The 20,916-nt window shown below is 66.0% G+C and carries 20 protein-coding genes; 4 read left to right on the plus strand and 16 right to left on the minus strand.

What is annotated here, in order from left to right; translation table 11 throughout:
* Positions 1-89: 89 nt before the first annotated feature.
* The 16 genes from fliD to ACZK29_RS10175 form a co-directional block, all read right to left on the minus strand.
* Positions 90-1,508 (minus strand): flagellar filament capping protein FliD, encoded by a 1,419-nt coding sequence (gene fliD, locus ACZK29_RS10100; RefSeq protein WP_099552279.1) that lies wholly within the window; start codon positions 1,506-1,508, stop codon positions 90-92.
* Between the two features lie 440 nt (positions 1,509-1,948).
* Positions 1,949-3,169 (minus strand): flagellin, encoded by a 1,221-nt coding sequence (locus ACZK29_RS10105; RefSeq protein WP_099594717.1) that lies wholly within the window; start codon positions 3,167-3,169, stop codon positions 1,949-1,951.
* 85 nt (positions 3,170-3,254) lie between these two features.
* Positions 3,255-4,451 (minus strand): flagellin, encoded by a 1,197-nt coding sequence (locus ACZK29_RS10110; RefSeq protein ID WP_164146394.1) that lies wholly within the window; start codon positions 4,449-4,451, stop codon positions 3,255-3,257.
* 72 nt (positions 4,452-4,523) lie between these two features.
* Positions 4,524-5,744 (minus strand): flagellin, encoded by a 1,221-nt coding sequence (locus ACZK29_RS10115; protein ID WP_005413267.1) that lies wholly within the window; start codon positions 5,742-5,744, stop codon positions 4,524-4,526.
* A 418-nt stretch (positions 5,745-6,162) separates the two neighbouring features.
* Positions 6,163-7,365 (minus strand): flagellar hook-associated protein FlgL, encoded by a 1,203-nt coding sequence (flgL, locus tag ACZK29_RS10120; RefSeq protein ID WP_164146395.1) that lies wholly within the window; start codon positions 7,363-7,365, stop codon positions 6,163-6,165.
* Positions 7,362-9,242: a flagellar hook-associated protein FlgK gene (gene flgK / locus ACZK29_RS10125; protein ID WP_049432138.1), complete on the minus strand. Its 1,881-nt coding sequence runs from the start codon at positions 9,240-9,242 to the stop codon at positions 7,362-7,364. Before flgK ends, flgL begins: the two co-directional genes overlap by 4 nt.
* 8 nt (positions 9,243-9,250) lie before the next feature.
* Complete coding sequence (gene flgJ / locus ACZK29_RS10130; protein ID WP_111202663.1) at positions 9,251-10,450, minus strand: flagellar assembly peptidoglycan hydrolase FlgJ; 1,200 nt, start codon at positions 10,448-10,450, stop codon at positions 9,251-9,253.
* A 1-nt stretch (position 10,451) separates the two neighbouring features.
* A complete protein-coding gene (locus ACZK29_RS10135) occupies positions 10,452-11,588 on the minus strand; it encodes a flagellar basal body P-ring protein FlgI (protein ID WP_478447003.1) in 1,137 nt (378 codons plus the stop codon).
* A 2-nt stretch (positions 11,589-11,590) separates the two neighbouring features.
* Entirely contained in the window at positions 11,591-12,283 is a 693-nt protein-coding gene (flgH, locus tag ACZK29_RS10140) for a flagellar basal body L-ring protein FlgH (protein WP_164146396.1), read from the minus strand.
* A gap of 22 nt (positions 12,284-12,305) precedes the next feature.
* Positions 12,306-13,091 (minus strand): flagellar basal-body rod protein FlgG, encoded by a 786-nt coding sequence (gene flgG / locus ACZK29_RS10145; protein WP_005409571.1) that lies wholly within the window; start codon positions 13,089-13,091, stop codon positions 12,306-12,308.
* Positions 13,092-13,193: 102 nt separating this feature from the next.
* Positions 13,194-13,943 (minus strand): flagellar basal body rod protein FlgF, encoded by a 750-nt coding sequence (locus ACZK29_RS10150; protein ID WP_164146397.1) that lies wholly within the window; start codon positions 13,941-13,943, stop codon positions 13,194-13,196.
* A gap of 32 nt (positions 13,944-13,975) precedes the next feature.
* Positions 13,976-15,199, minus strand: coding sequence for a flagellar hook protein FlgE (gene flgE / locus ACZK29_RS10155; protein WP_106549949.1), 1,224 nt, complete (start codon positions 15,197-15,199; stop codon positions 13,976-13,978).
* Positions 15,200-15,231: 32 nt separating this feature from the next.
* Positions 15,232-15,915: a flagellar hook assembly protein FlgD gene (locus ACZK29_RS10160; protein WP_005413273.1), complete on the minus strand. Its 684-nt coding sequence runs from the start codon at positions 15,913-15,915 to the stop codon at positions 15,232-15,234.
* Between the two features lie 23 nt (positions 15,916-15,938).
* Positions 15,939-16,346, minus strand: coding sequence for a flagellar basal body rod protein FlgC (gene flgC, locus ACZK29_RS10165; RefSeq protein WP_033835497.1), 408 nt, complete (start codon positions 16,344-16,346; stop codon positions 15,939-15,941).
* A 3-nt stretch (positions 16,347-16,349) separates the two neighbouring features.
* Complete coding sequence (flgB, locus tag ACZK29_RS10170; protein WP_111202660.1) at positions 16,350-16,745, minus strand: flagellar basal body rod protein FlgB; 396 nt, start codon at positions 16,743-16,745, stop codon at positions 16,350-16,352.
* Between the two features lie 155 nt (positions 16,746-16,900).
* Complete coding sequence (locus ACZK29_RS10175) at positions 16,901-17,845, minus strand: chemotaxis protein (protein ID WP_106549951.1); 945 nt, start codon at positions 17,843-17,845, stop codon at positions 16,901-16,903.
* A 326-nt stretch (positions 17,846-18,171) separates the two neighbouring features.
* Between ACZK29_RS10175 and flgA the strand changes: the two genes are divergently transcribed.
* From flgA to ACZK29_RS10195, 4 genes are all read left to right on the plus strand, one after another.
* Positions 18,172-18,828, plus strand: coding sequence for a flagellar basal body P-ring formation chaperone FlgA (gene flgA / locus ACZK29_RS10180; RefSeq protein WP_164146398.1), 657 nt, complete (start codon positions 18,172-18,174; stop codon positions 18,826-18,828).
* A 75-nt stretch (positions 18,829-18,903) separates the two neighbouring features.
* Positions 18,904-19,209, plus strand: coding sequence for a flagellar biosynthesis anti-sigma factor FlgM (flgM, locus tag ACZK29_RS10185; RefSeq protein ID WP_014647067.1), 306 nt, complete (start codon positions 18,904-18,906; stop codon positions 19,207-19,209).
* Positions 19,206-19,544: a flagellar protein FlgN gene (locus tag ACZK29_RS10190; protein WP_005409580.1), complete on the plus strand. Its 339-nt coding sequence runs from the start codon at positions 19,206-19,208 to the stop codon at positions 19,542-19,544. Before flgM ends, ACZK29_RS10190 begins: the two co-directional genes overlap by 4 nt.
* Before the next feature lie 91 nt (positions 19,545-19,635).
* Entirely contained in the window at positions 19,636-20,856 is a 1,221-nt protein-coding gene (locus ACZK29_RS10195; protein WP_111202658.1) for an ATP-binding protein, read from the plus strand.
* Positions 20,857-20,916: the final 60 nt, after the last annotated feature.

A 20,916-nucleotide genomic window follows, 5' to 3' on the forward strand; every position in this document is an offset into this window, starting at 1 on the left:
GGGGACCGTTGCCGGCGGTGCGGCGTTGATTGCTGTTGCGTCCGTTATCGGTGCGTTACACGCCAAACTTGAGCGTTGCACGCCGTCCTTTAGCGGTTCAGCTGTGCCAGCTGCTGCTGCAGCGACGTATTGCTCTGCTGCAGCTTGCCCATCAGGCTGTCCAGCGCGATGAACTGCTTCTTGTAGCGCTCCTCCACGTTCTTCATGCGCGTGTCGAGATCCTTGCGGCGCTTGTCGATGTTGTCCAGCGTGGTGTTGAGGCCCTTGGTGCGAGCGACGAAGGCACCTTCCTTGCCGACCGTGGTGCTGACGTAGCCGTCGACCATGGTGTAGAGCGTGCCGGCACCGCCGGTGTCGCCGGTGATTGCCGAGCGGATCTTCTCGGGCTGGCTGGCCAGCGCGGCGGCAAACTTGGTGGCGTCCAGCACCAGGCTGCCGTCGGCGTTGGGATAGCCGCGCGTCTGCAGCCCGAGCGTCTTCGGGTCCAGGCCATCGGCGGACAGTTCCTTCAACACGCCCGACATCACCGAGCGCAACTGGCTGGAGGCACCGCGCATCTGCGCGTCGCCGGTCAGCGTGGCGGCTTCCTTGGTCTTGGCGTCGTACTTGGTCTCGGTGTTGATCGCCGCGATTGCTGCGTTGTAGGCGGTCACGAACTCCTGCATCACCTTGGTGGCTGCAGTGGTATCGGTGCTGATCACGACGGTGCTCTTGCCCTTGACCTTGAGGTTCAGGGTCAGGCCCGGCACAGCATCGGCCACGGTGTTGCTGGCGCTGACCACCGTGACGCCATCGATGGTCAGCTCGGCATCGGCTGCCGCGGTGTTTTCCTGGAGGCTGCCAACCAGTGCGCTCAGTTTCGGGTCGCTGCCGCCGTACTCGAGCTTGATGGCATTGGCGGCGCCGGTCTTTTCCTGGGCGATCGAGAGGTACTGGTTGTCGCCCGAGGCGATCAGGGTCGCCTGCACGCCTTCCTTCCGGCCTGCGGCGTCGATCTTGTTGCGCACGGTGGTCAGCGTATCGCCGGCTTCCACCTCGACCTTCATCGTCTTTGCCTTGTCGCCAACGCCAACGGTCAGCGTCAAGGTTCCGGCGCCGAAGGTGTCGGTCTTCCCCACCGAGGTATTGGCAATCAGCTTGTGCGCGGTGGCAAGGGATTTCACCTCCACCTGATGCGTGCCATTGGAGGCCGCTGCCTTGGTCGTGCCCAGGTCGTACAGTGCCACCGAGGCCGTCAGCACGTCGTCGGTGTTGGCGGGCTGCGCCTTGCCGGTGGCGGTCACCGTGCGGGTATCGAAGGCCGTGGTGGCCTTCAGTGCGGTCAGTGCGGTCTTCAGCTTGTCGAAGGCCGAAGTGACGGTGCCGATCGACGACAGCTGCATCTTGGCCTTGGACTGCTGCAGGTTCAGCGCATTGTCGGCGGGCTTGCGGTCGGCCGCGACCAGCTGGTTGACGATGTCCGAGATGTTGAGCCCCGAGCCAATGCCACCGTATCCAAAGCTTGCCATGTGATTCTCCTGGTATCCGGGCCTGGCCGCCGTGCGGTGGCCCGTCGTCAACGAAAATAGCGGCCTGCGCCGCTGGGTCTTGAGGACTTCGTTGATGCATGCGCCGTGCCAGTTGTCTGGCGGCGGATCTGGCACGCGGTTTGCAGGAGGGTTGGGGCAGGGTGCGGGTGGAATCACCGCAGGCTGCCGGGAGTCTGCAAAAAACCCTCCCCCAAGGCAGGGGAGGGATCAGGCTACTGACAATCGGGGGGAGACGAAGCCGCCCGGTACGTACAGTCAAAGGTACAGCGCTGAAAGAGAGGTCCGCAGGAGCGGGCGATGCCAGGCCGGTTCGGGAGTGATCCCGGGCCGGGCATGGCCCGCGCCTTCGTGCACCGTGGCTTCCGGGTTGCCGCTACCGTCGGTTCGATCCGACGGTAGCGGCGCCTTCTTGCCGTGGATCAGCGCAGCAGGCTGAGCACGCCCTGCGGCACCTGGTTGGCCTGGGCCAGCATGGCCGTACCGGCCTGCTGCAGGATCTGGGTGCGGGTCAGCTCTGCGGTTTCCTTGGCGAAGTCGGTGTCCTTGATGCGGCTACGCGACGCCGACAGGTTTTCCGACGAGGTCTGCAGGTTGGCCACGACCGAGGTGAAGCGGTTCTGGATCGCACCGAGGTCGGCGCGGGTGCTGTTGATGGCACCCAGGGCCTTGTCGACCACTTCCATCGCCTGCTGTGCACCCTTCACGGTGGACACGTCGATCTTGTCGGCGAAGCTCTTGCCCACTGCAGTGGTGCTGGCGGCGATGTCGGTCGGGCCGGCGGCGATGCCGGTCCAGGTGCCGGTTTCCACGGCGATGCCGAGGAAGGCGCCATTCTTGTCGACGCTGTCCTTGACCGAGCTCAGGTTGATCTTGCCACCACCGGCAGCGTCGACCTCGGCCAGGACGCCGGTTTCACCGATCTTGGCATTGATCGCAGCGACCATGGCCTTGGTGGCGGCGTCCTGGGTCTTGGTGCCATCGGCACCGCCCTGGGCGGCCACGTCGATGTCGGCGATGCTGATTGCCGAACCTGCGCCATTGGTGATGCTCATGCCGGTCATCTTCACGCCGGTCGTGGCGTCTGCCGGAGCGGCGATGGTGAAGCTGACCGAATCGAACATCGCACCGCCCAGGGCATTGGCCTTGGCGTCGATGGTCTTGTCGATGGCGATGGCCTGGCCGGCGTTGGCACCGACCTGGAACAGCTGGCTGGAGAACGAACCGTCCAGCAGCTTGGTGCCGTTGAAGTCCGACTGCTTGGCGACGCGGTCGATTTCCGAGACCAGCTGGGTCACTTCGGCCTGCAGGGCCTTGCGGTCGCTGGCCGAGTTGGTGGCGTTGGAGGCCTGCACCGACAGCTCGCGGACGCGCTGCAGGTTGTTGCCGATTTCGGTCAGCGAGCCTTCGGCGACCTGGGCCAGCGAGATACCGTCGTTGGCATTGCGGATGGCGACGTCGGTGCCGCGGATCTGCGTGCCGAAGCGCTCGGAGATCGCCAGACCAGCGGCGTCGTCCTTGGCGCTGTTGATGCGCGAACCGGAGGACAGGCGCTGGATGGTGGTGGCCAGCGAGCTGCCGCTGGTGCTCAGGTTGCGCTGAGCATTCAGGGACATGGTGTTGGTGTTGATGACTTGTGCCATGGTGCTTTCCTTTGGCGAAGGTGGAACGTATTTCAGGAGCCGGGCGGCGGTTCAGCTGCCGCCCGGCGGTCGATCAGGGTGCAGATCAGCGCAGCAGGCTGAGCACGCCCTGCGGCACCTGGTTGGCCTGGGCCAGCATGGCCGTACCGGCCTGCTGCAGGATCTGGGTGCGGGTCAGCTCTGCGGTTTCCTTGGCGAAGTCGGTGTCCTTGATGCGGCTACGCGACGCCGACAGGTTTTCCGACGAGGTCTGCAGGTTGGCCACCACCGAGGTGAAGCGGTTCTGCACGGCGCCGAGGTCGGCGCGGGTGCTGTTGATGGCACCCAGGGCCTTGTCGACCACTTCCATCGCCTGCTGTGCACCCTTCACGGTGGACACGTCGATCTTGTCGGCGAACTGCTTGGCCGGAACGGCCGGCGCGGTCATGTCGTCGGTGTAGGCGGCGCCGGTGGCAGCGACGGTGAAGCCCTTGTAGGCGCCGGTCTTGTCGACGCTGTCCTTGACCGAGGTCAGGTTGACGCCGGTGCCGGCCGAATCGACTTCGGCGAAGACGCCGGTTTCACCGATCTTGGCGTTGATGTGGGCAGCCAGTGCGGTGGCGGCGGCGGTGTTGGTGCCGGCAACGCTGCCAGCGCTCTTGACGGTCAGGTCGGCGAAGTCGACCTTGGCGCCCTTGCTGTCGGTGATGCTCAGGCCGGTCAGCGCGATGTCGGCCGTGGCGCTGGCGGCAGCGGTGATTGCGACCTTGCCGCTGGCGAACTGCGCACCGCCCAGGGCATTGGCCTTGGCATCGATGGTCTTGTCGATGGCGATGGCCTGGCCGGCGTTGGCGCCGACCTGGAACAGCTGGCTGGAGAACGAACCGTCCAGCAGCTTGGTGCCGTTGAAGTCCGACTGCTTGGCGACGCGGTCGATTTCCGAGACCAGCTGGGTCACTTCGGCCTGCAGGGCCTTGCGGTCGCTGGCCGAGTTGGTGGCGTTGGAGGCCTGCACCGACAGCTCGCGGACGCGCTGCAGGTTGTTGCCGATTTCGGTCAGCGAACCTTCGGCGACCTGGGCCAGCGAGATGCCGTCGTTGGCATTGCGGATGGCAACGTCGGTACCGCGGATCTGCGTGCCGAAGCGCTCGGAGATCGCCAGGCCGGCGGCGTCGTCCTTGGCGCTGTTGATGCGCGAACCGGAGGACAGGCGCTGGATGGTGGTGGCCAGCGAGCTGCCGCTGGTGCTCAGGTTACGCTGAGCATTCAACGACATCGTATTGGTGTTGATGACTTGTGCCATGAGGAGAGGTCCTTGAGCGGTTGCACGTGAGTTGGGTTAGACGCCCCCGACGTGCCCCGGGGGCGGCTCATGTCAGCGCTGCAACAGGCTGAGCACGTTCTGCGGTACCTGGTTGGCCTGGGCCAGCATGGCCGTACCGGCCTGCTGCAGGATCTGGGTGCGGGTCAGTTCGGCGGTTTCCTTGGCGAAGTCGGTATCGCGGATGCGGCTGCGCGAGGCCGACAGGTTCTCCGAGGAGGTCTGCAGGTTGGCCACCACCGAGGTGAAGCGGTTCTGGATCGCGCCAAGGTCGGCGCGCACGCTGTTGACCGATTCGAGGGCCTTGTCGACGATCGACAGCGCCTTCTGCGCGCCTTCGGCCGTGGTGACGTTCAGGTCCTTGACGAAGTTGGCCGTGGCGCCGGTCAGCAGGCCGCCGTTGGTGCTGGTTTCAGTCAGGCCCAGGCCGGCGATGGTCGCGGCGGTGGCGCCGGCCGGCGGGGTTGCGGCACTGACGCCCAAGGTGAAGGTCTGGCCGTCCTTGACCGAGGCCAGACTGATCACACCGGCATTGACCGAGGCCATGACGCCGGTTTCGCCCAGCTTGTTGTTGATCGCGGCAGAGGTGGCCGAGGTGATCGATTCACCCGCCTTCACGGTGAAGTCGTTGATGGTGACCGTGGTGGCGGTGCCGCCCGGCGGGGTCACCGAGATCTGCAGGCCGGAGTAGGTGGTGTCGGCGGTGGCCTTGTCGGCCGCGGCCAGGCTGGTGCCGGTGTAGCCGTTGGCGAAGGTCGCCGCGCCCAGCGAATCGGCCTTGGCGTTGACCACGCTGTTGATGGCGATCGCCTGGCCGGCGTTGGCGCCGACCTGGAACAGCTGGCTGGTGAAGGAGCCGTCCAGCAGCTTGGTGCCGTTGAAATCGGCCTGCTTGGCCACGCGGTCGACTTCCGAGACCAGCTGGGTCACTTCAGCCTGCAGGGCCTTGCGGTCGCTGGCCGAGTTGGTGGCGTTGGAGGACTGCACGGCCAGTTCACGGATGCGCTGCAGGTTGTTGCCGACTTCGCTCAGCGAACCCTCGGCGACCTGGGCCAGCGAGATACCGTCGTTGGCGTTGCGGATGGCCACGTCCAGACCGCGGATCTGGGTGGTGAAGCGCTCGCTGATGGCCAGGCCGGCGGCGTCGTCCTTCGCGCTGTTGATGCGCAGGCCGGACGAGAGGCGCTGGATGGTGGTAGCGAGCGAGCTGCCGCTGGTGCTCAGGTTGCGCTGAGCGTTGAGCGACATCGTATTGGTGTTGATTACCTGTGCCATGGGGTCGTCTCCTCTTATATGGAACCCGTTGGTGAATGAAACGAAGCGCCGCCTGTTTTTTTGTGTGGCTGTGTGCTTCGCTGTTGCCAAATGAATAACGGCGCTTTGTCAACAACCTTTAGCCGTGAATTCCGTCGAAGCTGAAATCCGGTGCCGGAGGCTGTTTTTCCGGGGTTTTTCAGCCCTGGTCGGGCGTGAAGGCGACCCCGGAAGGGGCGGTTGGGCATGCCCAACCAGCGCTGATGAAGGTATCGGCGGGGCAGGGCCGGGCTTGATGGGCAATCACGCAAAATGCGCAGGAGCACCTTTCCGGTAGCGCCTGGCCACGCCCGGCGAGCGCGACGGAACGGGCACGCAGGAACGAAAAAGGCCGCGATGCAGGGCATCGCGGCCTTCAGGGGGTGACGCTTGCGAAGCGTCAGCGGATCTTGTTGAACAACGACATCGACTGCATCTGCGAGAAGATCGTCTGTGCCGCCTGCAGTGCGGTGCTCTGCAGCTGGTACTGGCTCAGCGCATCGGCGTAGTCCAGGTCGCGCATCTGCGACAGCGTGGTCTTCAGGGTCACGCTGTTGGCTTCGCGCATGTCGGCGGCATTGTCCAGTGCCTTCAGCTGCGCACCGCCGGCCGCGCGCGAATCGATCATCCGTTCCGACGCACGGGCCACATCGCGCAGGGCGCTCTGCAGTTCGTTCTGCTGCGCGCTCATCTTCGCGGTGGTGCCGGTGTCGGCATCAAGCGCGGCAATCAGCTTGTCCATGGTGTCGAAGATGTCGCGGCTGGTTGCCGGCTTCACGTTGAAGCTGTCACCGGCAGCAGGTGCGCCAGTGATCTGCAGGCGTACACCGTTGACCTCCACGTTGTCACCGGCCTTGAAGGTGCCGGTGCCGGTCACGTTGCCAGCGCCGTCCAGTACCTGGTACTGGTCGGCGGCGGTGAAGCGGATGCTGAAGGACTGGCCGTTCCAGCTGTCGCTGCCATCGCGGGTGATGTTGGTCAGCACGCCGTTGCCGGTATTGGCGGCCGCGGCGCCACCATCGACGAAGCCGTCGCCGGTAGGAATGCGCATGAAGATTTCACTGCCGGGCAGGGCATCCCGCACATAGGTGTCGGGTCCGACTTCAATCTGGCGCTGGGTCTGGTCGCCACGGTAGACCACCTTGCCATTGATCTTGGCGAACGGCGGATCGCCATCGTTGGTGCCGCCGAACACGTAACGGCCGGTGCCGTCGTCGGCGTTGGCCAGCGACAGCAGGCCCTCGCGGATCTGGTTCAATTCGGTGATCAGCGTCTTCTTGTCGGCGGCGCCCAGCGCGGGATTGCTGGCCTGGATGGTCAGGTCGTTGACGCGCGCCATCAGGTCGTTGACCTGGGCCAGGGTGTTTTCCTGCACGCCCAGCCGGTTCTGCACGTTGCCGGCATTGAGTTTCATCCGGTCCAGTGCGGCCAGGCTGCGGTCAAGCCCCACGGCAGCACCCGCGGCGACCGGATCGTCCTTGGCGCTGACGATCTTGCTGCCGGTGGCGATCTGCTGCTCCAGGTGGCTGAGCTTGGCCTGCTTGGCCATCATCAGCGACACGGACTGGTTGAACATCATGCTGGTGGAGATACGGCTGCTCATCGACGGACGGCTCCCAGGATGGTCTGGAACATGCTGTCAGCGGTGGAGATCAGCTGCGACGCGGCCTGGTAAGCCTGCTGCAGGCGCAGCATGTCGGCCGCTTCCTCGTCCAGGTTGACGCCGGACACTTCATCGCGCGCTTCCTGCGCCTTGTCATTGATCACCAGCTGCGCTTCCAGCGAATACTCCGCCGAGCGGGCGGCTGCACCGACCTGGGTGGTCAGGCCGCCCAGGGCGCCGTTGAGGGTGACCGTGCCGCTGTTGAACGCCTTGGCGCTCTCCACCTTGGACAGCCTGGAGGCGTTGCTGTTGTCCGAAGAGCCCGCCGGTGTCGGGGTGATGTTGAAGGTGTCGCCGACCTTCGGCGCACCGTCCAGCACGAAGCTCCAGCCATTGGCGCTGATGGTCTGGCCGGGCGTGTAGGTCTGCGGCGGGCCACCATCGATGGTGTAGGTGGTGGCCGAGGTGAACACGATCGCGGCCGGATTGCGCAGGTTGGCGTTGGTCGAATCGCTGACGGTGACACCGCTCAGCTTGCCGGTGCCGGTGTTGGACGTCGCCGCCGCGCCCTTCACCGCCGCGGCGGCGGCGATGCGCGAGGGATCGGTGATGGCCACTTCCATGCTGCCAGCCACGCCTGCGGTCGGCTGCAGCAGGAAGCGGTCGTTGGCTGCCGGTGTACCGCCGACCACCAGCTTGACGCCGTTGATCACCAGTGGATCGGCAGCCGTGCCGGTGCCGGTCAGCGGAACGTTGGCGCCGGTGTCGGCACGGCTGGCCTTCCAGTTGGTGCCATCGAACTGCAGCACCACGTTCTGCGCGTCCAGCTTGCCGAGATCGCCATAGGCGGCGCTGAGGCTTGCGGTACCGGTGTTGGCATTGTTGGCGGTGACGCGTGGGTTGCCGATGTTGAAGAAGTCCCCCCCCAGCTGGCCATACAGGTCCACGCCCTGGTGATGCACCTGGTTGAAGCTCTCGGCCAGGCCTACCGCCAGCTTGCCCAGTTCGGCCTGGGCCGGCGTCAGCACGGTGTCGCGGAACTCCAGCAGGCCACCGATCTGGCCACCGACCGCCTTCGGGTCGAGCCGGATGGTGTTGCCCTGCGTTTCCAGCGCCAGCTGCAGCCGCTCCGGCTGGTACGGGTCGGCAACGGTGGTGACCTTGGTTGCCGTGGTACCGACCACCAGCGCGTTTCCGCCGGCGGTATAGACGTTCATGATGCCGCCGTCCTGGATCACTGCGGTGCCACCGGTGTAGCCGATCAGCTGGGTGATCAGCTGGTCGCGGCGATCGAGCAGGTCCGGTGCGGCGGTAGCGATGTTGGTGCCGATCGCACCGTTGATCTGCGCGATCTCCTGCGCCAACCGGTTGACCTCGGTGGCACCAGCCAGCAGGCCGTTGTTGACCTCGCTGTTGAGGTTGTTCAGGTGCGTGTTGAGCTGCACGAAGCGGTTGGCCAGCGCCTTGCCACCGTCCAGCATGTTCTGGCGGTCGGCGGTGCCGGCCGCATTGGAGGACAGGCCGCTGACCGAATCGAAGAACTTCGACCAGACGCCGGACACGTTGGTTGCCGCGTCGGAGAACAACGAATTGACCCGGTCGGCCATGCCGGAGAGCTGCTTCAGGCGCGCCAGCTCGCCGCTGCTGTCGAGCAGGCGCGAGATCGCCAGCTGGTCGGCGGTACGGCGGATGTCGGTGATGCGGGTGCCGTTGCCGACCGTGCCGTAGCCGTAGTTCTGGGGATCAGCCGTGGCGAAGTTGACCTTCTGCCGGCTGTAGCCCGGGGTATTGAGGTTGGCCACGTTGTGGCTGGTGGTCGCCAACGCACGCTGGAAGGCGAGCAGGGCACCGGTACCGGTGGAAAGTACGCTGGACATGGGGTTCCTCAACGACGGGTGATACCCAGCGCCGCGGTTGCGGTGCTGGCGAAGGTCTGGCCAAGCCGCGAGCCGGCGTCTGCCACGGCGCTGACGGCACGCTCGATGGTCGGTCCGCCGGCGATCGCGGCGATCTTGGCCGCGTAGCGCGGGTCGGTGGCATAGCCGGCCCGCTGCAGGCCACGGGCGAAGCCCTGCACATCGGTGCCGGCCTGCAGGGCCTGCTGGTAGCGCGGGCTGGTCTTCAGCAGGCGCACGTAGTCGGCAAAGCTCTCGGCCGGCGAACTGTAGGCACGGAAGCTGGCGGTCTCGTTGCGGCGCACGCCATCGACATACTCGTGGGTGCCGGCCACGGCGCGCTGGCCGTTCCAGCCATTGGCCTTGATACCGAACAGGTTGTGCGAGGTGCTGCCGTCGGCATGCTTGATGTGGCGCTTGCCCCAACCGGTCTCCAGCGCCGCCTGGGCGACCAGGGCGCGGGCGTCCACACCCAGCTCCTTGGCTGCACGCTGCGCATGCTGCCAGATGCTGGCGACGAAACCTTCCGGGGTGTGCTCGCCCAGCTGGGCGACGGCGGTGCGGGTAGCCATCGCATCGGCCGGGCTGATGGCCGTGCCGCGGTTGCTGGCGGTGGCCGACCACTGATCGCTGTTGGCGGCCCAGTCCTCGCCCTGCAGGCTGCTGATGTACGGATCTTCGGTGCCCAGCGAGCGGTGCATGCTGCTGCTTTCGCGCCCGGCGATCAGGTCCAGCGCCTGTTCCATCGGCGCAACCGCCGCGTGTGCGCCCGACTGTGCGCCGGCCGCCATCTGCTGCAGCATGCGCACGGCCTGGCTGCCGTCTTCCAACGGCAGCGACGGCGCAGGCTTGGCCGGTGCATTGAGCTGATAGGCACGACTGGCCTTGGCCGGATCCACGCGGGTATCCAGCGCCGGGCCGTCGGCGGCCTGGCCGGACAGCTGCCGGCTGATCATGCCGGACAGGCCCAGGCCCTTGCCGCGGGTCATCGCCTCGGCGATCTTCTGGTCGTACATGTCGCGGAACATCTTGTTCTCGCCGGGGAACAGCGAGTCGCCGAAGCTGGCGTCACGCATGCTCTTGACCAGCATCTGCGCGAACTGGCCTTCCAGTTGTCGCGCGACCTTGTCGATCTTGGCCGGATCATTCTGTTGCGCCGGGTGCAGATCGAATGCGGGATTGATGCGCATGTCAGATCACCTCGAGCTCGGCACTCAGGGCGCCGGCCTGCTTCAGGGCTTCCAGGATCGCAATGAGATCGCCCGGTGCCGCGCCTACCGCGTTCACCGCGTGCACGATCTCGTCCAGGGTGGTGCCGCCGCTGAACTTGAACATGCGGCTGCCGTCATTGGTGGCGGTAATGGTCGACTGCGGGCTGGCTACGGTACGGCCGGCGGACAGCGCGTTGGGCTGGCTGACATTGGTGTTTTCCTGGATCGTCACGGTCAGCGAACCGTGCGAGATCGCGGCAGGCCCGACCCGCACCTGCTGGCCGATGACCACGGTGCCGGTACGCGAATTGACCACCACCTTGGCCGGGGCGCTGCCCGGGGTCAGTTCCAGGTTCTCGATGCGCGCCAGCAGGCCGATGCGTGCACCCGGATCGGTCGGTGCGGTGACCGCCACGGTCACGCCATCGACCGCACGTGCCGCACCTTCGCCGAACGCATTGTTGAGCGCAGCGACCATGCGCGAGACGGTGGTGAAGTCGTTGTTGTGCAGGTTCAGGGTGATCTCGCCGCCATTGGCCAGCGGGTCGGGCAGGGCACGCTCCACGGTGGCGCCATTGGGAATGCGGCCGACGCTGGGCACGTTCACCGAAACCCGCGAGCCATCCTTGCCCTGCGCACCGAAGCCACCCACGATCAGGTTGCCCTGGGCGATGGCATAGATCTGGCCATCTGCGCCCCGCAGCGGGGCCATCAGCAGCGAACCGCCGCGCAGCGACACCGCGTTGCCGATCGAGGACACGGTGATGTCGATGGGCTGGCCCGGCTTGGCGAACGGCGGCAGTTCGGCGTGGATCGCCACCGCCGCCACGTTCTTCAGCTGCGGGTTGACGTTCGGCGGTACGTTGACGCCCAGCTCGCCGAGCAGGTTCTTCAGGCTCTGCACGGTGAAGGGTGCCTGGCTGGTGCGGTCGCCGCTGCCGTCCAGGCCCACCACCAGGCCGTAGCCCACCAGCGCATTGCCACGCACGCCACCGACCTGGGCCAGGTCCTTGATGCGTTCGGCGCTGGCCGGGGCTGCAACGATCAGCAGCATCAATGCGACGAACGACGCCGTGCGCCGCTGCCAGGAAGAAGAGAAGAAGAGTTTCATGGCCATACTCAGAACGGCGTCAGGCCGGAGTTGAAGAAGCGGCTCAGCCAGCCCATTGCGTTGGACTGCGCGACAGGGCCGCGGCCGCCGTAGACGATGCGTGCCTCAGCCACGCGGCTGGAAGGCACGGTGTTGTCCGCGCTGATGTCGCCGGGGCGCACGATGCCCTGTACCTGCACCAGCTCGTCGCCCTGGTTCAGGCGCAGGTTCTTCTGCCCCTGCACCACCAGGTTGCCGTTGGGCAGGCGCTGCACCACGGTCACGGTCACGTTGCCCTGCAGGCGGTTGCTCTGCGCGCTGTTGCCCTTGCCGGTGAAGTCACGCGCGCCCTTGGCCGTCGCACTCAGGATGTCCTTGCCGCCCAGCGTAACCGGCGCGCCGAGGATGGAGGGCGTGCCCAGGCTGAGGTTGGATTCCTTGTTGGTGGCCGTGTTGGCACTGGTCTGCGCGGTGGTGTTTTCCAGCAGGGTGATGGTCAGCAGGTCGCCGACATCGCGTGCGCGACGGTCCGAATACAACTGCAGGGTCGGACCGGCCGCATAGATCGCGCCTGCGGTCGGTTCGGCCTGCGGTGGCATGATCGGCTGGATCGGTGCCAGTGCCGGATAGGGGCGCACATCGCCGGCAATCACGCAGCCACCGAGCAGGGCAGCCACGGCGCAGGCGAGGGCAGTGCGGGCGAAGTTGGAAATAGGCGACATGGCGGTTTCCCGGGTTGGCCGGTCAGAGCTTGTTGTTGAGGTAGCCGAGCATCGAATCAGTGGTGGAAATCGCCTTGGCGTTCATTTCGTAGGCGCGCTGGGTTTCGATCATCGACACCAGCTCTTCCACCACGTTGACGTTGCTGCCCTCCAGCGCGCCCTGCACCACGGTGCCCAGGCCGTTGAGTCCGGGATTGCCGTTCTGCGCCGGGCCCGATGCGGTGGTCTCCAGGAACAGGTTTTCACCACGTGCCTGCAGGCCGGCCGGATTGACGAAATCGGTCAGGGTCAGCGCGCCCACTTCCACCGAGGCGGCGCCGTCGGCCATCTTCACGCTGATGGTGCCGTCGGTACCGATGGTCACCGACTGCGCGCCTTCGGGAATCTGGATGCCCGGCTGCACCGGGTAGCCGCTGTTGGTGACCAGCTCGCTGTCCTGGTTGATCTTGAACGAGCCATCACGGGTATAGGCCGAGCTGCCATCGGGCATCTGTACTTCGAAGAAGCCGCGGCCGTTGACCATCACGTCCAGTGCGCGGCCGGTCTGTTGCTGGCCACCCTGTTCGAAGTTCTTGGCGGTGGCGACCACGCGCACGCCGGTGCCCAGCTGCAGGCCGGTCGGCAGCTGTGTCTGTGCGGAGGAGGAGCCGCCGGGTTGGCGCACCTGCTGGTACAGCAGGTCCTCGAAGCTGGCACGGTCCTGCTTGAAGCCTGTGGTGTTGGTGTTGGCGAGGTTGTTGGAAACCACCGACATGCGCATCTGCTGCGCATCCAGTCCGGTTTTCGCGATCCACAATGCCTGGTTCATCTTCGGTGTCCTGTCTGGTGGAGCCGGCCGCGCGCTGCGGCCCTTGTCTTCGGGTGTGCAAGCGGTGTGCCAGCGCCGCATTCAAGCGGCGCCGGAATTCCGTCAGCTGCCCAGGCGCAGCAGGCTGTTGGCGCTGCGCGCGTTGTCGTCGCCGTGCTTGATCACCTGCACCTGCATTTCGTACTGGCGCTGCAGCTGGATCATCTGTACCAGCGCACCGGCCGCATCGACGTTGCTGCCTTCCAGCTGGCCGCTGTGCACGGCCGTGCCCTGCGCAGGTGCGAACGGCTGGCGCGGATCGGTGTTGCGGAACAGACCATCGAGGCCGCGCTCCAGGCGCTCGTCCGGCGCCTGCACCACCTTGATCCGTCCGACCTGCGCCATCGTCTGCGGGCCCTCGCCCTGCGGAATGATCGAGATCGTGCCGTCGGCACCGATCTCCATCGCCTGGTAGGGCGGAATGGCGATCGGGTTGTTGTTGTCATCCAGCACCGGGCGGCCGCCGGAGGTCACCAGCTGCCCGTTCGGCGTGACCGACAGTGCGGCGCCGCGCGTGTACGCCTCGGTGCCATCGGTGGACTGCACGGCCAGCCAGGTGCCGGTCTGCAGCGCCAGGTCCAGCGGCTTGCCGGTGATGTGCTGCGCGCCGGGCCGGCGGCTGAAACCGGCGTCGACGTGCAGTGCATCCACCCGCGAGGCAAAGCCCGGGCCCTTGATCGGGAAGGCTTCGGTGTTGGCCAGCGCTTCCTTGAAGCCAGGGGTGTCCGAATTGGCGAGATTGTGGCTGAGCGTACCCTGCGCCTGCAGGGAGGCGCGGGCACCGGTCATCGCCACGTAGAGGGCTTTATCCATGCGGGAAGTTCCGAGACGGGGTCAGCAGTTCATCAACGGATGTTGATGACGGTCTGGGTGATCTGGTCCTGGGTGGTGATCATCTGTGCGTTGGCCTGGAAGTTGCGCTGCGCGGTGATCATGTTGACCAGCTGCTCGGTGAGGTCGACGGTGGATGCTTCCAGCGAACCGGCCTGGATCTTGCCGAGGTTGGAGGTGTCCGGCATGCCGGTGCGCGGCGTACCCGAGCTGAACGTGTCCACCCACAGGTTGTTGCCCTTCGATTCCAGGCCCTGCGGATTGTTGAAGGTGGTCAGCGCGACCTGGCCCAGCGGCTTGTCGGCGCCGTTGGAGTAGCGGGCATAGACCACGCCGGTCTCCGACACGGTGATCTCATTGAGCTTGCCGGCGGCATAGCCGTCCTGCTGGGTGTTGCGCAGCGCGAACTTCTCGCCGTACTGGGTCGAGCCGTTGATATCCAGCGTCATGTTCAGCACGCCAGCGCCCGTGGTCGGGGTGAAGGTGCCAAGGCTGACCTTGCCACTGGCCGGTGCGACCAGCTTGCCACTGTTGTCGAAGGTGACCGGGGTCGGTGCGCCGGCCGGCTGGCCGTCCACGTAATTGCGCACGGTCCACTCGTTCGGATTGGCACCCTTCACGAAATACGAGACCTGGATGTGGCTCACGCCCAGCGAGTCGTACACGGTGATGCCGCCGCTGGAGTGGTTGTAGCTGTTGGAGTCGGTCGGGTCGAAGGTGGTGACGGTCGGCTGCTTGGCGTTGGCCGGCAGGGTGAAGCCGACCTTCACTTCGCTGGTCTGCTTCGGCGGGCTGTCAGTGGTCAGCAGCTGCAGGTCGACCATGCGGCCGGCATCGAAGTTGGTGCCGTCGGCATTCGGTGCGAACACCTGCAGGCGCGCGCCCTGCGGGTTGACCACGTAGCCCGATGCATCGGTCTGGAAGTTGCCGGCGCGCGAGTACACGCGGGTGCCGTTCATGTTCATGGTGAAGAACCCCTCACCGGAAATGGCCATGTCCAGGCTGCGGCCGGTCTGTTCGTTGTGGCCCTGCTTGAACTGCTGGGCAACGTTGGAGACACGGACGCCCGAACCCACGGCGTTCTTCGACAGCCCGTAACCGGTGGCCGAGAACAGGTCGGCGAATTCGGCGCGCGATTCCTTGAAGCCGGTGGTGTTGACGTTGGCGACGTTGTTGGCAGTGACGCTCAGGTCAGAATTGGCGGCATTGATGCCGGACAGCGAGACATTGAAGCCCATGGGATGCTCCTGGTAAGTGCGGGGTGTGCGGCTCAGCTGACGCGGAGCACGTAGTCGATCGGGGCCGTGCCCAGGCCCTTGAGGTTCAGGTACAGGCCGTCGGAACCGACGGTCACGCTTTCCACCGGCGCCTGCACGTAGGTGGACAACTTGGTGCTCTTGCCGGCGGTGTCGACGTGGTTGGCGACGATGGAATACTTGCCCGGCTCCATGCGCTTGCCGTTGGCATCCTTGCCGTCCCACTGGAACGCGGTCTCGCCGGCGGCTTTGGCTTCCACGCTCAGCGAGGTGACCTTGGCGCCGGTGGCATCGGTGATGTCGACGGTAATGATGCCGGCCGAGGGTGCGGCCACCGTGCCTTCAACGTTGCCTTCCTTCTCCAGTACCAGCTTTTCCGACGGCACCAGCACCTGGTGGCCGACCAGCGCCGCACCACGCAGCACCTGGTCGCTGGCCATCGATTCCTGGAAACCCTTCACCGTCTTGTTCAGATCGGTGATGCCCTGCACGGTGGACATCTGCGCCATCTGCGCGACCATCTGCGTGTTGTCCATCGGCTTGAGCGGGTCCTGGTGCTGCAGCTGTTCGGTCATCAGGCGCAGGAAATCGGCCTGGTCCAGCGTGTTCTTCTTCTTGGTGGCGTTGCTGTTCGGGGCGTTCAGACCGAGTGCGGTGTAGACGTCCTGGTTGGTCTGGTTGTTGACGGCGGTGGTCATGGCGGTATCCGGTACTGCGGGCCTCAGCGGCCCATGGTCAGGGTGGCCAGGGCCAGTTCCTTGGCGGTGGTCAGCATCTCCACGCCGGCCTGGTAATTGCGCGACGTCGAGATCAGGTTGACCATCTGCGCCACCGGATCGACGTCGGGCTGGTAGATGTAGCCGTCGGCGTCGGCCAGCGGATGGCCGGGCTCGTAGCGCTTGATCGGCGCCGCATCGCTCTGGGTGATCTCCTTCACCTTCACCGAGGTGATGTTCGGATCGTTCTTGCTGGTGACGGCCTGGAAGATCGGCTCCAGCGGCTTGTACACGGCGTCGGCGGAGCCGGCGACGGTGTCGGCGTTGGAGAGGTTGGAGGCGATGGTGCTCATGCGCACCGACTGCGCCTGCAGCGCGGAGCCGGCGATATCGAAGATCGGCAGGTTGCTCATGGCTTATTGCCCCGTGATCGCGGTCAACATGGAACGCACCTTGCTCTCGACGAAGCTGAGCGATGCGCGGTACTCGAGCGCGGCACGGCCATAGGCCGCACGCTCGGCATCGGGATCGACGGTGTTGCCGTCCAGGCTGGGCTGCACGCCTTCGCGCGCGATCTGGAACGGGTTCAGGCCACTACTGATTTCGTAGTGCTGCTCGTGGGTGGTGGCCATCAGGCCGTTGGCATCCAGCCCCTGGGCATGGCGCAGGGCGGCATCGAAGTCCAGGTCCTGGGCCTTGTAGCCGGGAGTGTCGGCATTGCCGAGGTTGCTGGCGATCAGCTTCATCCGCTGTTCGCGCAACGGCATGGCCTGGGCATGGACGCCCAGGTAGTCGGTAATCAGGTTGCGCACGGTGCACTCCCACGGGAACGTTGCCCGGGAAGCTGCAAGGGGTGTGCCAAAGTGCGCGCGACATCGCGTCGCCGGGCATGGCCCGGCGCTACCCCAGGGGTGGGGAAGGTTGTGGTAGCGCCGGGCCATGCCCGGCGGAGACCCGTGACGCGGCCTTACGCCGCCATCGCCACCTTGCGCAGGCGGTCCAGCACGAAATCGGCCAGCTCGTGCGGCGAGTATTTGGCGACGAAGGCGTTGGCGCCCACGCGCTCGACCATCGCATTGTTGAATACGCCCGACAGCGAGGTGTGCAGCAGCACATACAGGCCGGCCAGGCCCGGATGGCGCCGGATTTCCGTCGTCAGCGTATAGCCGTCCATGGCCGGCATCTCGATGTCCGAGATGACCATGGCGTAGCGTTCGGCCGGGTTCTCGCCCGAGGCGTGGATCTGCAGCAGGTGGTCCAGCGCCTGCTTGCCGTCGGAGAGCAGGGTGGCACCCACGCCCAGCTGGTCGAGCACGCTGCGGATCTGCTGGCGGGCGACGCGCGAGTCATCCACCACCAGCACCTGCAGCTGCGGGCCGTCCGAGGGCATCGCCATCGCCGGGTCGAGCACCGCCTCGCCGCGCACCTGGGCAATGTCGGCCAGCACGCTTTCGACATCGATGACCTGGATCAGCTCGCCCTGGAAGCGGGTCACGGCGGTCAGGTAGCTCGATTCGGCACCCAGCTCCGGCGGCGGATGGATGTCTTCCACCGCGATGTTGACGATGCGCTCCACGCCGCTGACCAGGAAGCCCTGGATCGAGCGGTTGAACTCGGTCACGACCAGGTAGCCGGGCGAGGTGTCCGCCTCCGGCTCGCGCTCGGGATGGCCGATGGCCAGGCCGAGGTCCAGCACCGGCACCGAGCGGCCGCGCACGTCGGCCACGCCTGAGAACTGGCTGGGCAGCCCGGGCACCTGGAACAGCTCCGGGCGCCGCAGGACCTCCTGCACCTTGAAGACATTGACGCCAAAAAGCTGACGTCCGCCGAGACGGAACAGCAGCAGCGCCAGGCGATTGTGGCCGGCCAGTCGGGTCCGCTGGTCGATCCGGTTGAGCAGGTCATGGGACATGGCTGCTGTATCGGCGCCGCAGTGGCGGAACTTGAGGGCGCTCTGCCGTCCGCGTGCTCCACATCGCTTTGTGCGGCTCTGCACCCCATTTCGTGCTCTACACCGCATTTTGTGTTCTACACCCCATTTGTAGAGTCGACTGTTAGTCGACTGCTCTTCTGGTCGACTGCTCTTGGATCCGATCGCGGGAAACCCCGCGCTTCGCGCGAAAGTCGACTGTCGCGAAAGTCGACTAACGGTCGACTCTACACATCCCCATCCCGAGACCTCGTCTCTGGCACACACCTTGCACGCAGCTGGGCCAGGTCCCATCGACAGGAGGCGCCATGCGCCGGGTCACATCTCTATTGGCCATCGCGCTTGCTGTGGCCTCGCCGTGGGCGGCGGCCGCCGACTGGCAACCAGTAGCCAGCATCCGCACCGCAGCGTTGTCGACGCTGCCGGCCGGCAGCGAGGGTGAGGCCCAGGTGGCCGATGCGCTGCGCCTGCCCAAGTGTGGCGGCGCGCTGCAGGTGCAGCCTACCGCCAACACCACGGTGGAGGTCAGTTGCCCTGATGCGGGGGGCTGGCGCCTGTTCGTGCCGGTGAAGGTGCGGCGCAACCAGACCGTGCTGGTGCTCAATCGTGGAATCGGCACTGGAGAAACCCTCACCGCCGCCGATATCACCACTGCCCAGCGTGACGCTGCCCGGATTGCCGGTGCCGTGCTGGCCGATCCCAACGCGGCGATCGGTCGCATCGCCCGCCGTCCATTGCAGGCCGGGGCCCTGCTGTCGAACAACGATCTGGCAGTGCAGCGTCTCATCAAGCGAGGAGACAATGTGGCCCTGGTATCGCGTCGCGGCTCGGTCGAGGTCCGCATTGCCGGTCGTGCGATGGGTGATGCCGGTGAGAACGAGCGGGTCTCGGTCGAGAACCTGTCCTCGCGGCGGATCGTGCAGGGCACGGTCGATGCCGCAGGTGACGTAATCGTGGCGCGTTGAATTACCGCAAAATATCCCTAAAGATCACGGCCCTGCGGCCGTTATCCCTTGTGAACGGCAACTCCAGGACACCCCATGAGCCAGAAAATCGACGGCAACCTGCAGGTCCCCCAGGCACTGCGCAGCGTGACGACCCCGGCCAGCAAGCCCGGCGTCAGCACCGATGCGGCGGCGCGCCCGGTCGAGGCGGCCGACAGCCTGCGCCTGACCGGCGAGGCCACCAATCTGCAGGCCATCGAGCGTGAGCTGACCACCGCCCCGGCGATCGACGCCCAGCGCGTGGCCGCCGTGCGCGAGTCGCTGCAGAACGGCACCTACAAGATCAATCCGGACGCGATCGCATCGCGCATGCTCGATCTGGACCAGCAGCTGCACGGATGACCGCGGCGATGAGCGAGCCGCTGCAGCGCCTCGCCCAGGCCCTGGACGTTGAACGCCAGGCCCTGGTCGAGCACGACGTGCACGCCTTGATCCGGGCCACCGGCGCCAAGCTGGAAGCGCTGCGTGCGCTGGAAGGCGCGCCGCCGGTGGGGCAGGGCGAGCAGCTGCAGGAACTGGCCGAGCGCAACCGCGCCAATGGCGTGCTGCTTTCGCGGCGCCGACGCGAAGTCAACTGGGCATTGCGCCAGTTGGGCCGTACCGAAGACGCCTCGGCCTATGACGCCAAGGGCCAGTCACACACCGTCACTGCCCGCCGCCCACTCGCCGTCGCCTGACGCGACGGCGGTCGCACTACCCACCCCCGCGGGCTGAAGCCCGCTGCGTGACCGCGTATATTGGGCGCCTGTTCGAATGCCCCGAGTCGCCGTGTCCGCTGCCAACGCCCTGGTTACCGCCCCCCTTCCGCCGCAGCCGGTGCTGCAGGCCTTGCTTGAGCGCCTGCGCGAAGGGCTGCTGCTGTTCACTGAAGACGGGCAGGTGGCGCTGGCCAATCCGGCCGCGCAGAATCTGCTGGCCGGCGGCGAGGACGGTGCATTGCCGCCGCCGCAGCGGCTGCGTGAACTGCTGCCATCCGACGCGCTGGAGCAGGCGCGCCAGCACGGTCACTGGAACGGCAGCCTGCCGCTGGGCGAGGGCGTGGTGATCGCGCATCTTTACCACCACGGCCCGGTTGGCCAAGGGCACTTCCTGGCACTGTTCCGCCACATCGAAGGGCAGGAAGACTACGAACGCGAACTGCAGCAGCGCCATGCCGAGCTGCGCCAGGCCTACCTGCGCCTGAACGGCACCCAGGAAAAGCTGCTGCAGTCCGAGAAGATGGCCTCGATCGGCCAGCTCGCCGCCGGCGTCGCGCACGAGATCAACAACCCGATCGGCTACGTGCACTCCAACCTGGGCAGCCTGCAGGAATACCTGCGCAGCCTGTTCACGGTGATCGAAGCCTACGAACGCGCCTTGCGCGCGCCGGACCCGAAGGCGTTGATTCCGGAAATCGACGATATCCGTGACCGCCTGGACATCGATTTCATCAGCCGTGACCTGCCGCAGCTGATGGCTGAATCGCGCGAAGGCATCGAGCGGGTCACCCGCATCGTGCGTGACCTGAAGGACTTCTCGTATTCCGGCCGCGACGAATCGTGGAAGCTGGTCGACCTGCATGCAGGTCTGGAATCGACCATCAACATCATCTGGAACGAGCTCAAGTACAAGGTCACCCTGCACCGCGAGTTCGGCCAGCTGCCGCTGGTGGAGTGCCTGCCGTCGGAGTTGAACCAGGTCTACATGAACCTGCTGCTCAATGCCGGCCACGCCATCGCCGAGCGCGGCACGATCACCGTGCGTACCGGTGTCGATGGTGACCAGGTGTGGGTCGAATTCGAGGACACCGGCGGCGGTATCTCGCCGGAACTGCGCCAGCGCATCTTCGATCCGTTCTTCACCACCAAGCCCGTCGGCAGCGGCACCGGCCTGGGCCTGTCGATTTCCTACAGCATCATCAACAAGCACCACGGCCGCATCGACCTCGACAGTACCCCGGGCGTCGGTTCGCGCTTCCGCGTGGTACTGCCGGTGAAGCAGCCGCGCTGAGGACGATGGCGCACGGGTCCGGATCGTATCGCGCCGACAGACTGGTAGAGTCGACTGTCA

Source organism: Stenotrophomonas sp. 89682_Sma, from assembly GCF_056481405.1.

Coding starts and splice junctions, on each gene's coding strand:
- flgK (WP_049432138.1), bottom strand. CDS start 9,242: ATGTCCAGCGTACTTTCCACCGGTACCGGTGCCCTGCTCGCCTTCCAG.
- flgJ (WP_111202663.1), bottom strand. CDS start 10,450: ATGCGCATCAATCCCGCATTCGATCTGCACCCGGCGCAACAGAATGAT.
- fliD (WP_099552279.1), bottom strand. CDS start 1,508: ATGGCAAGCTTTGGATACGGTGGCATTGGCTCGGGGCTCAACATCTCG.
- flgG (WP_005409571.1), bottom strand. CDS start 13,091: ATGAACCAGGCATTGTGGATCGCGAAAACCGGACTGGATGCGCAGCAG.
- ACZK29_RS10150 (WP_164146397.1), bottom strand. CDS start 13,943: ATGGATAAAGCCCTCTACGTGGCGATGACCGGTGCCCGCGCCTCCCTG.
- ACZK29_RS10160 (WP_005413273.1), bottom strand. CDS start 15,915: ATGACCACCGCCGTCAACAACCAGACCAACCAGGACGTCTACACCGCA.
- ACZK29_RS10105 (WP_099594717.1), bottom strand. CDS start 3,169: ATGGCACAAGTCATCAACACCAACACCATGTCCCTGAATGCTCAGCGC.
- flgM (WP_014647067.1), top strand. CDS start 18,904: ATGAGCCAGAAAATCGACGGCAACCTGCAGGTCCCCCAGGCACTGCGC.
- flgA (WP_164146398.1), top strand. CDS start 18,172: ATGCGCCGGGTCACATCTCTATTGGCCATCGCGCTTGCTGTGGCCTCG.
- ACZK29_RS10190 (WP_005409580.1), top strand. CDS start 19,206: ATGACCGCGGCGATGAGCGAGCCGCTGCAGCGCCTCGCCCAGGCCCTG.
- flgE (WP_106549949.1), bottom strand. CDS start 15,199: ATGGGCTTCAATGTCTCGCTGTCCGGCATCAATGCCGCCAATTCTGAC.
- flgH (WP_164146396.1), bottom strand. CDS start 12,283: ATGTCGCCTATTTCCAACTTCGCCCGCACTGCCCTCGCCTGCGCCGTG.
- ACZK29_RS10135 (WP_478447003.1), bottom strand. CDS start 11,588: ATGGCCATGAAACTCTTCTTCTCTTCTTCCTGGCAGCGGCGCACGGCG.
- ACZK29_RS10110 (WP_164146394.1), bottom strand. CDS start 4,451: ATGGCACAAGTCATCAACACCAATACGATGTCGTTGAATGCTCAGCGT.
- flgC (WP_033835497.1), bottom strand. CDS start 16,346: ATGAGCAACCTGCCGATCTTCGATATCGCCGGCTCCGCGCTGCAGGCG.
- ACZK29_RS10175 (WP_106549951.1), bottom strand. CDS start 17,845: ATGTCCCATGACCTGCTCAACCGGATCGACCAGCGGACCCGACTGGCC.
- flgL (WP_164146395.1), bottom strand. CDS start 7,365: ATGAGCAGCCGTATCTCCACCAGCATGATGTTCAACCAGTCCGTGTCG.
- ACZK29_RS10115 (WP_005413267.1), bottom strand. CDS start 5,744: ATGGCACAGGTAATCAACACCAATACGATGTCGCTCAACGCTCAGCGC.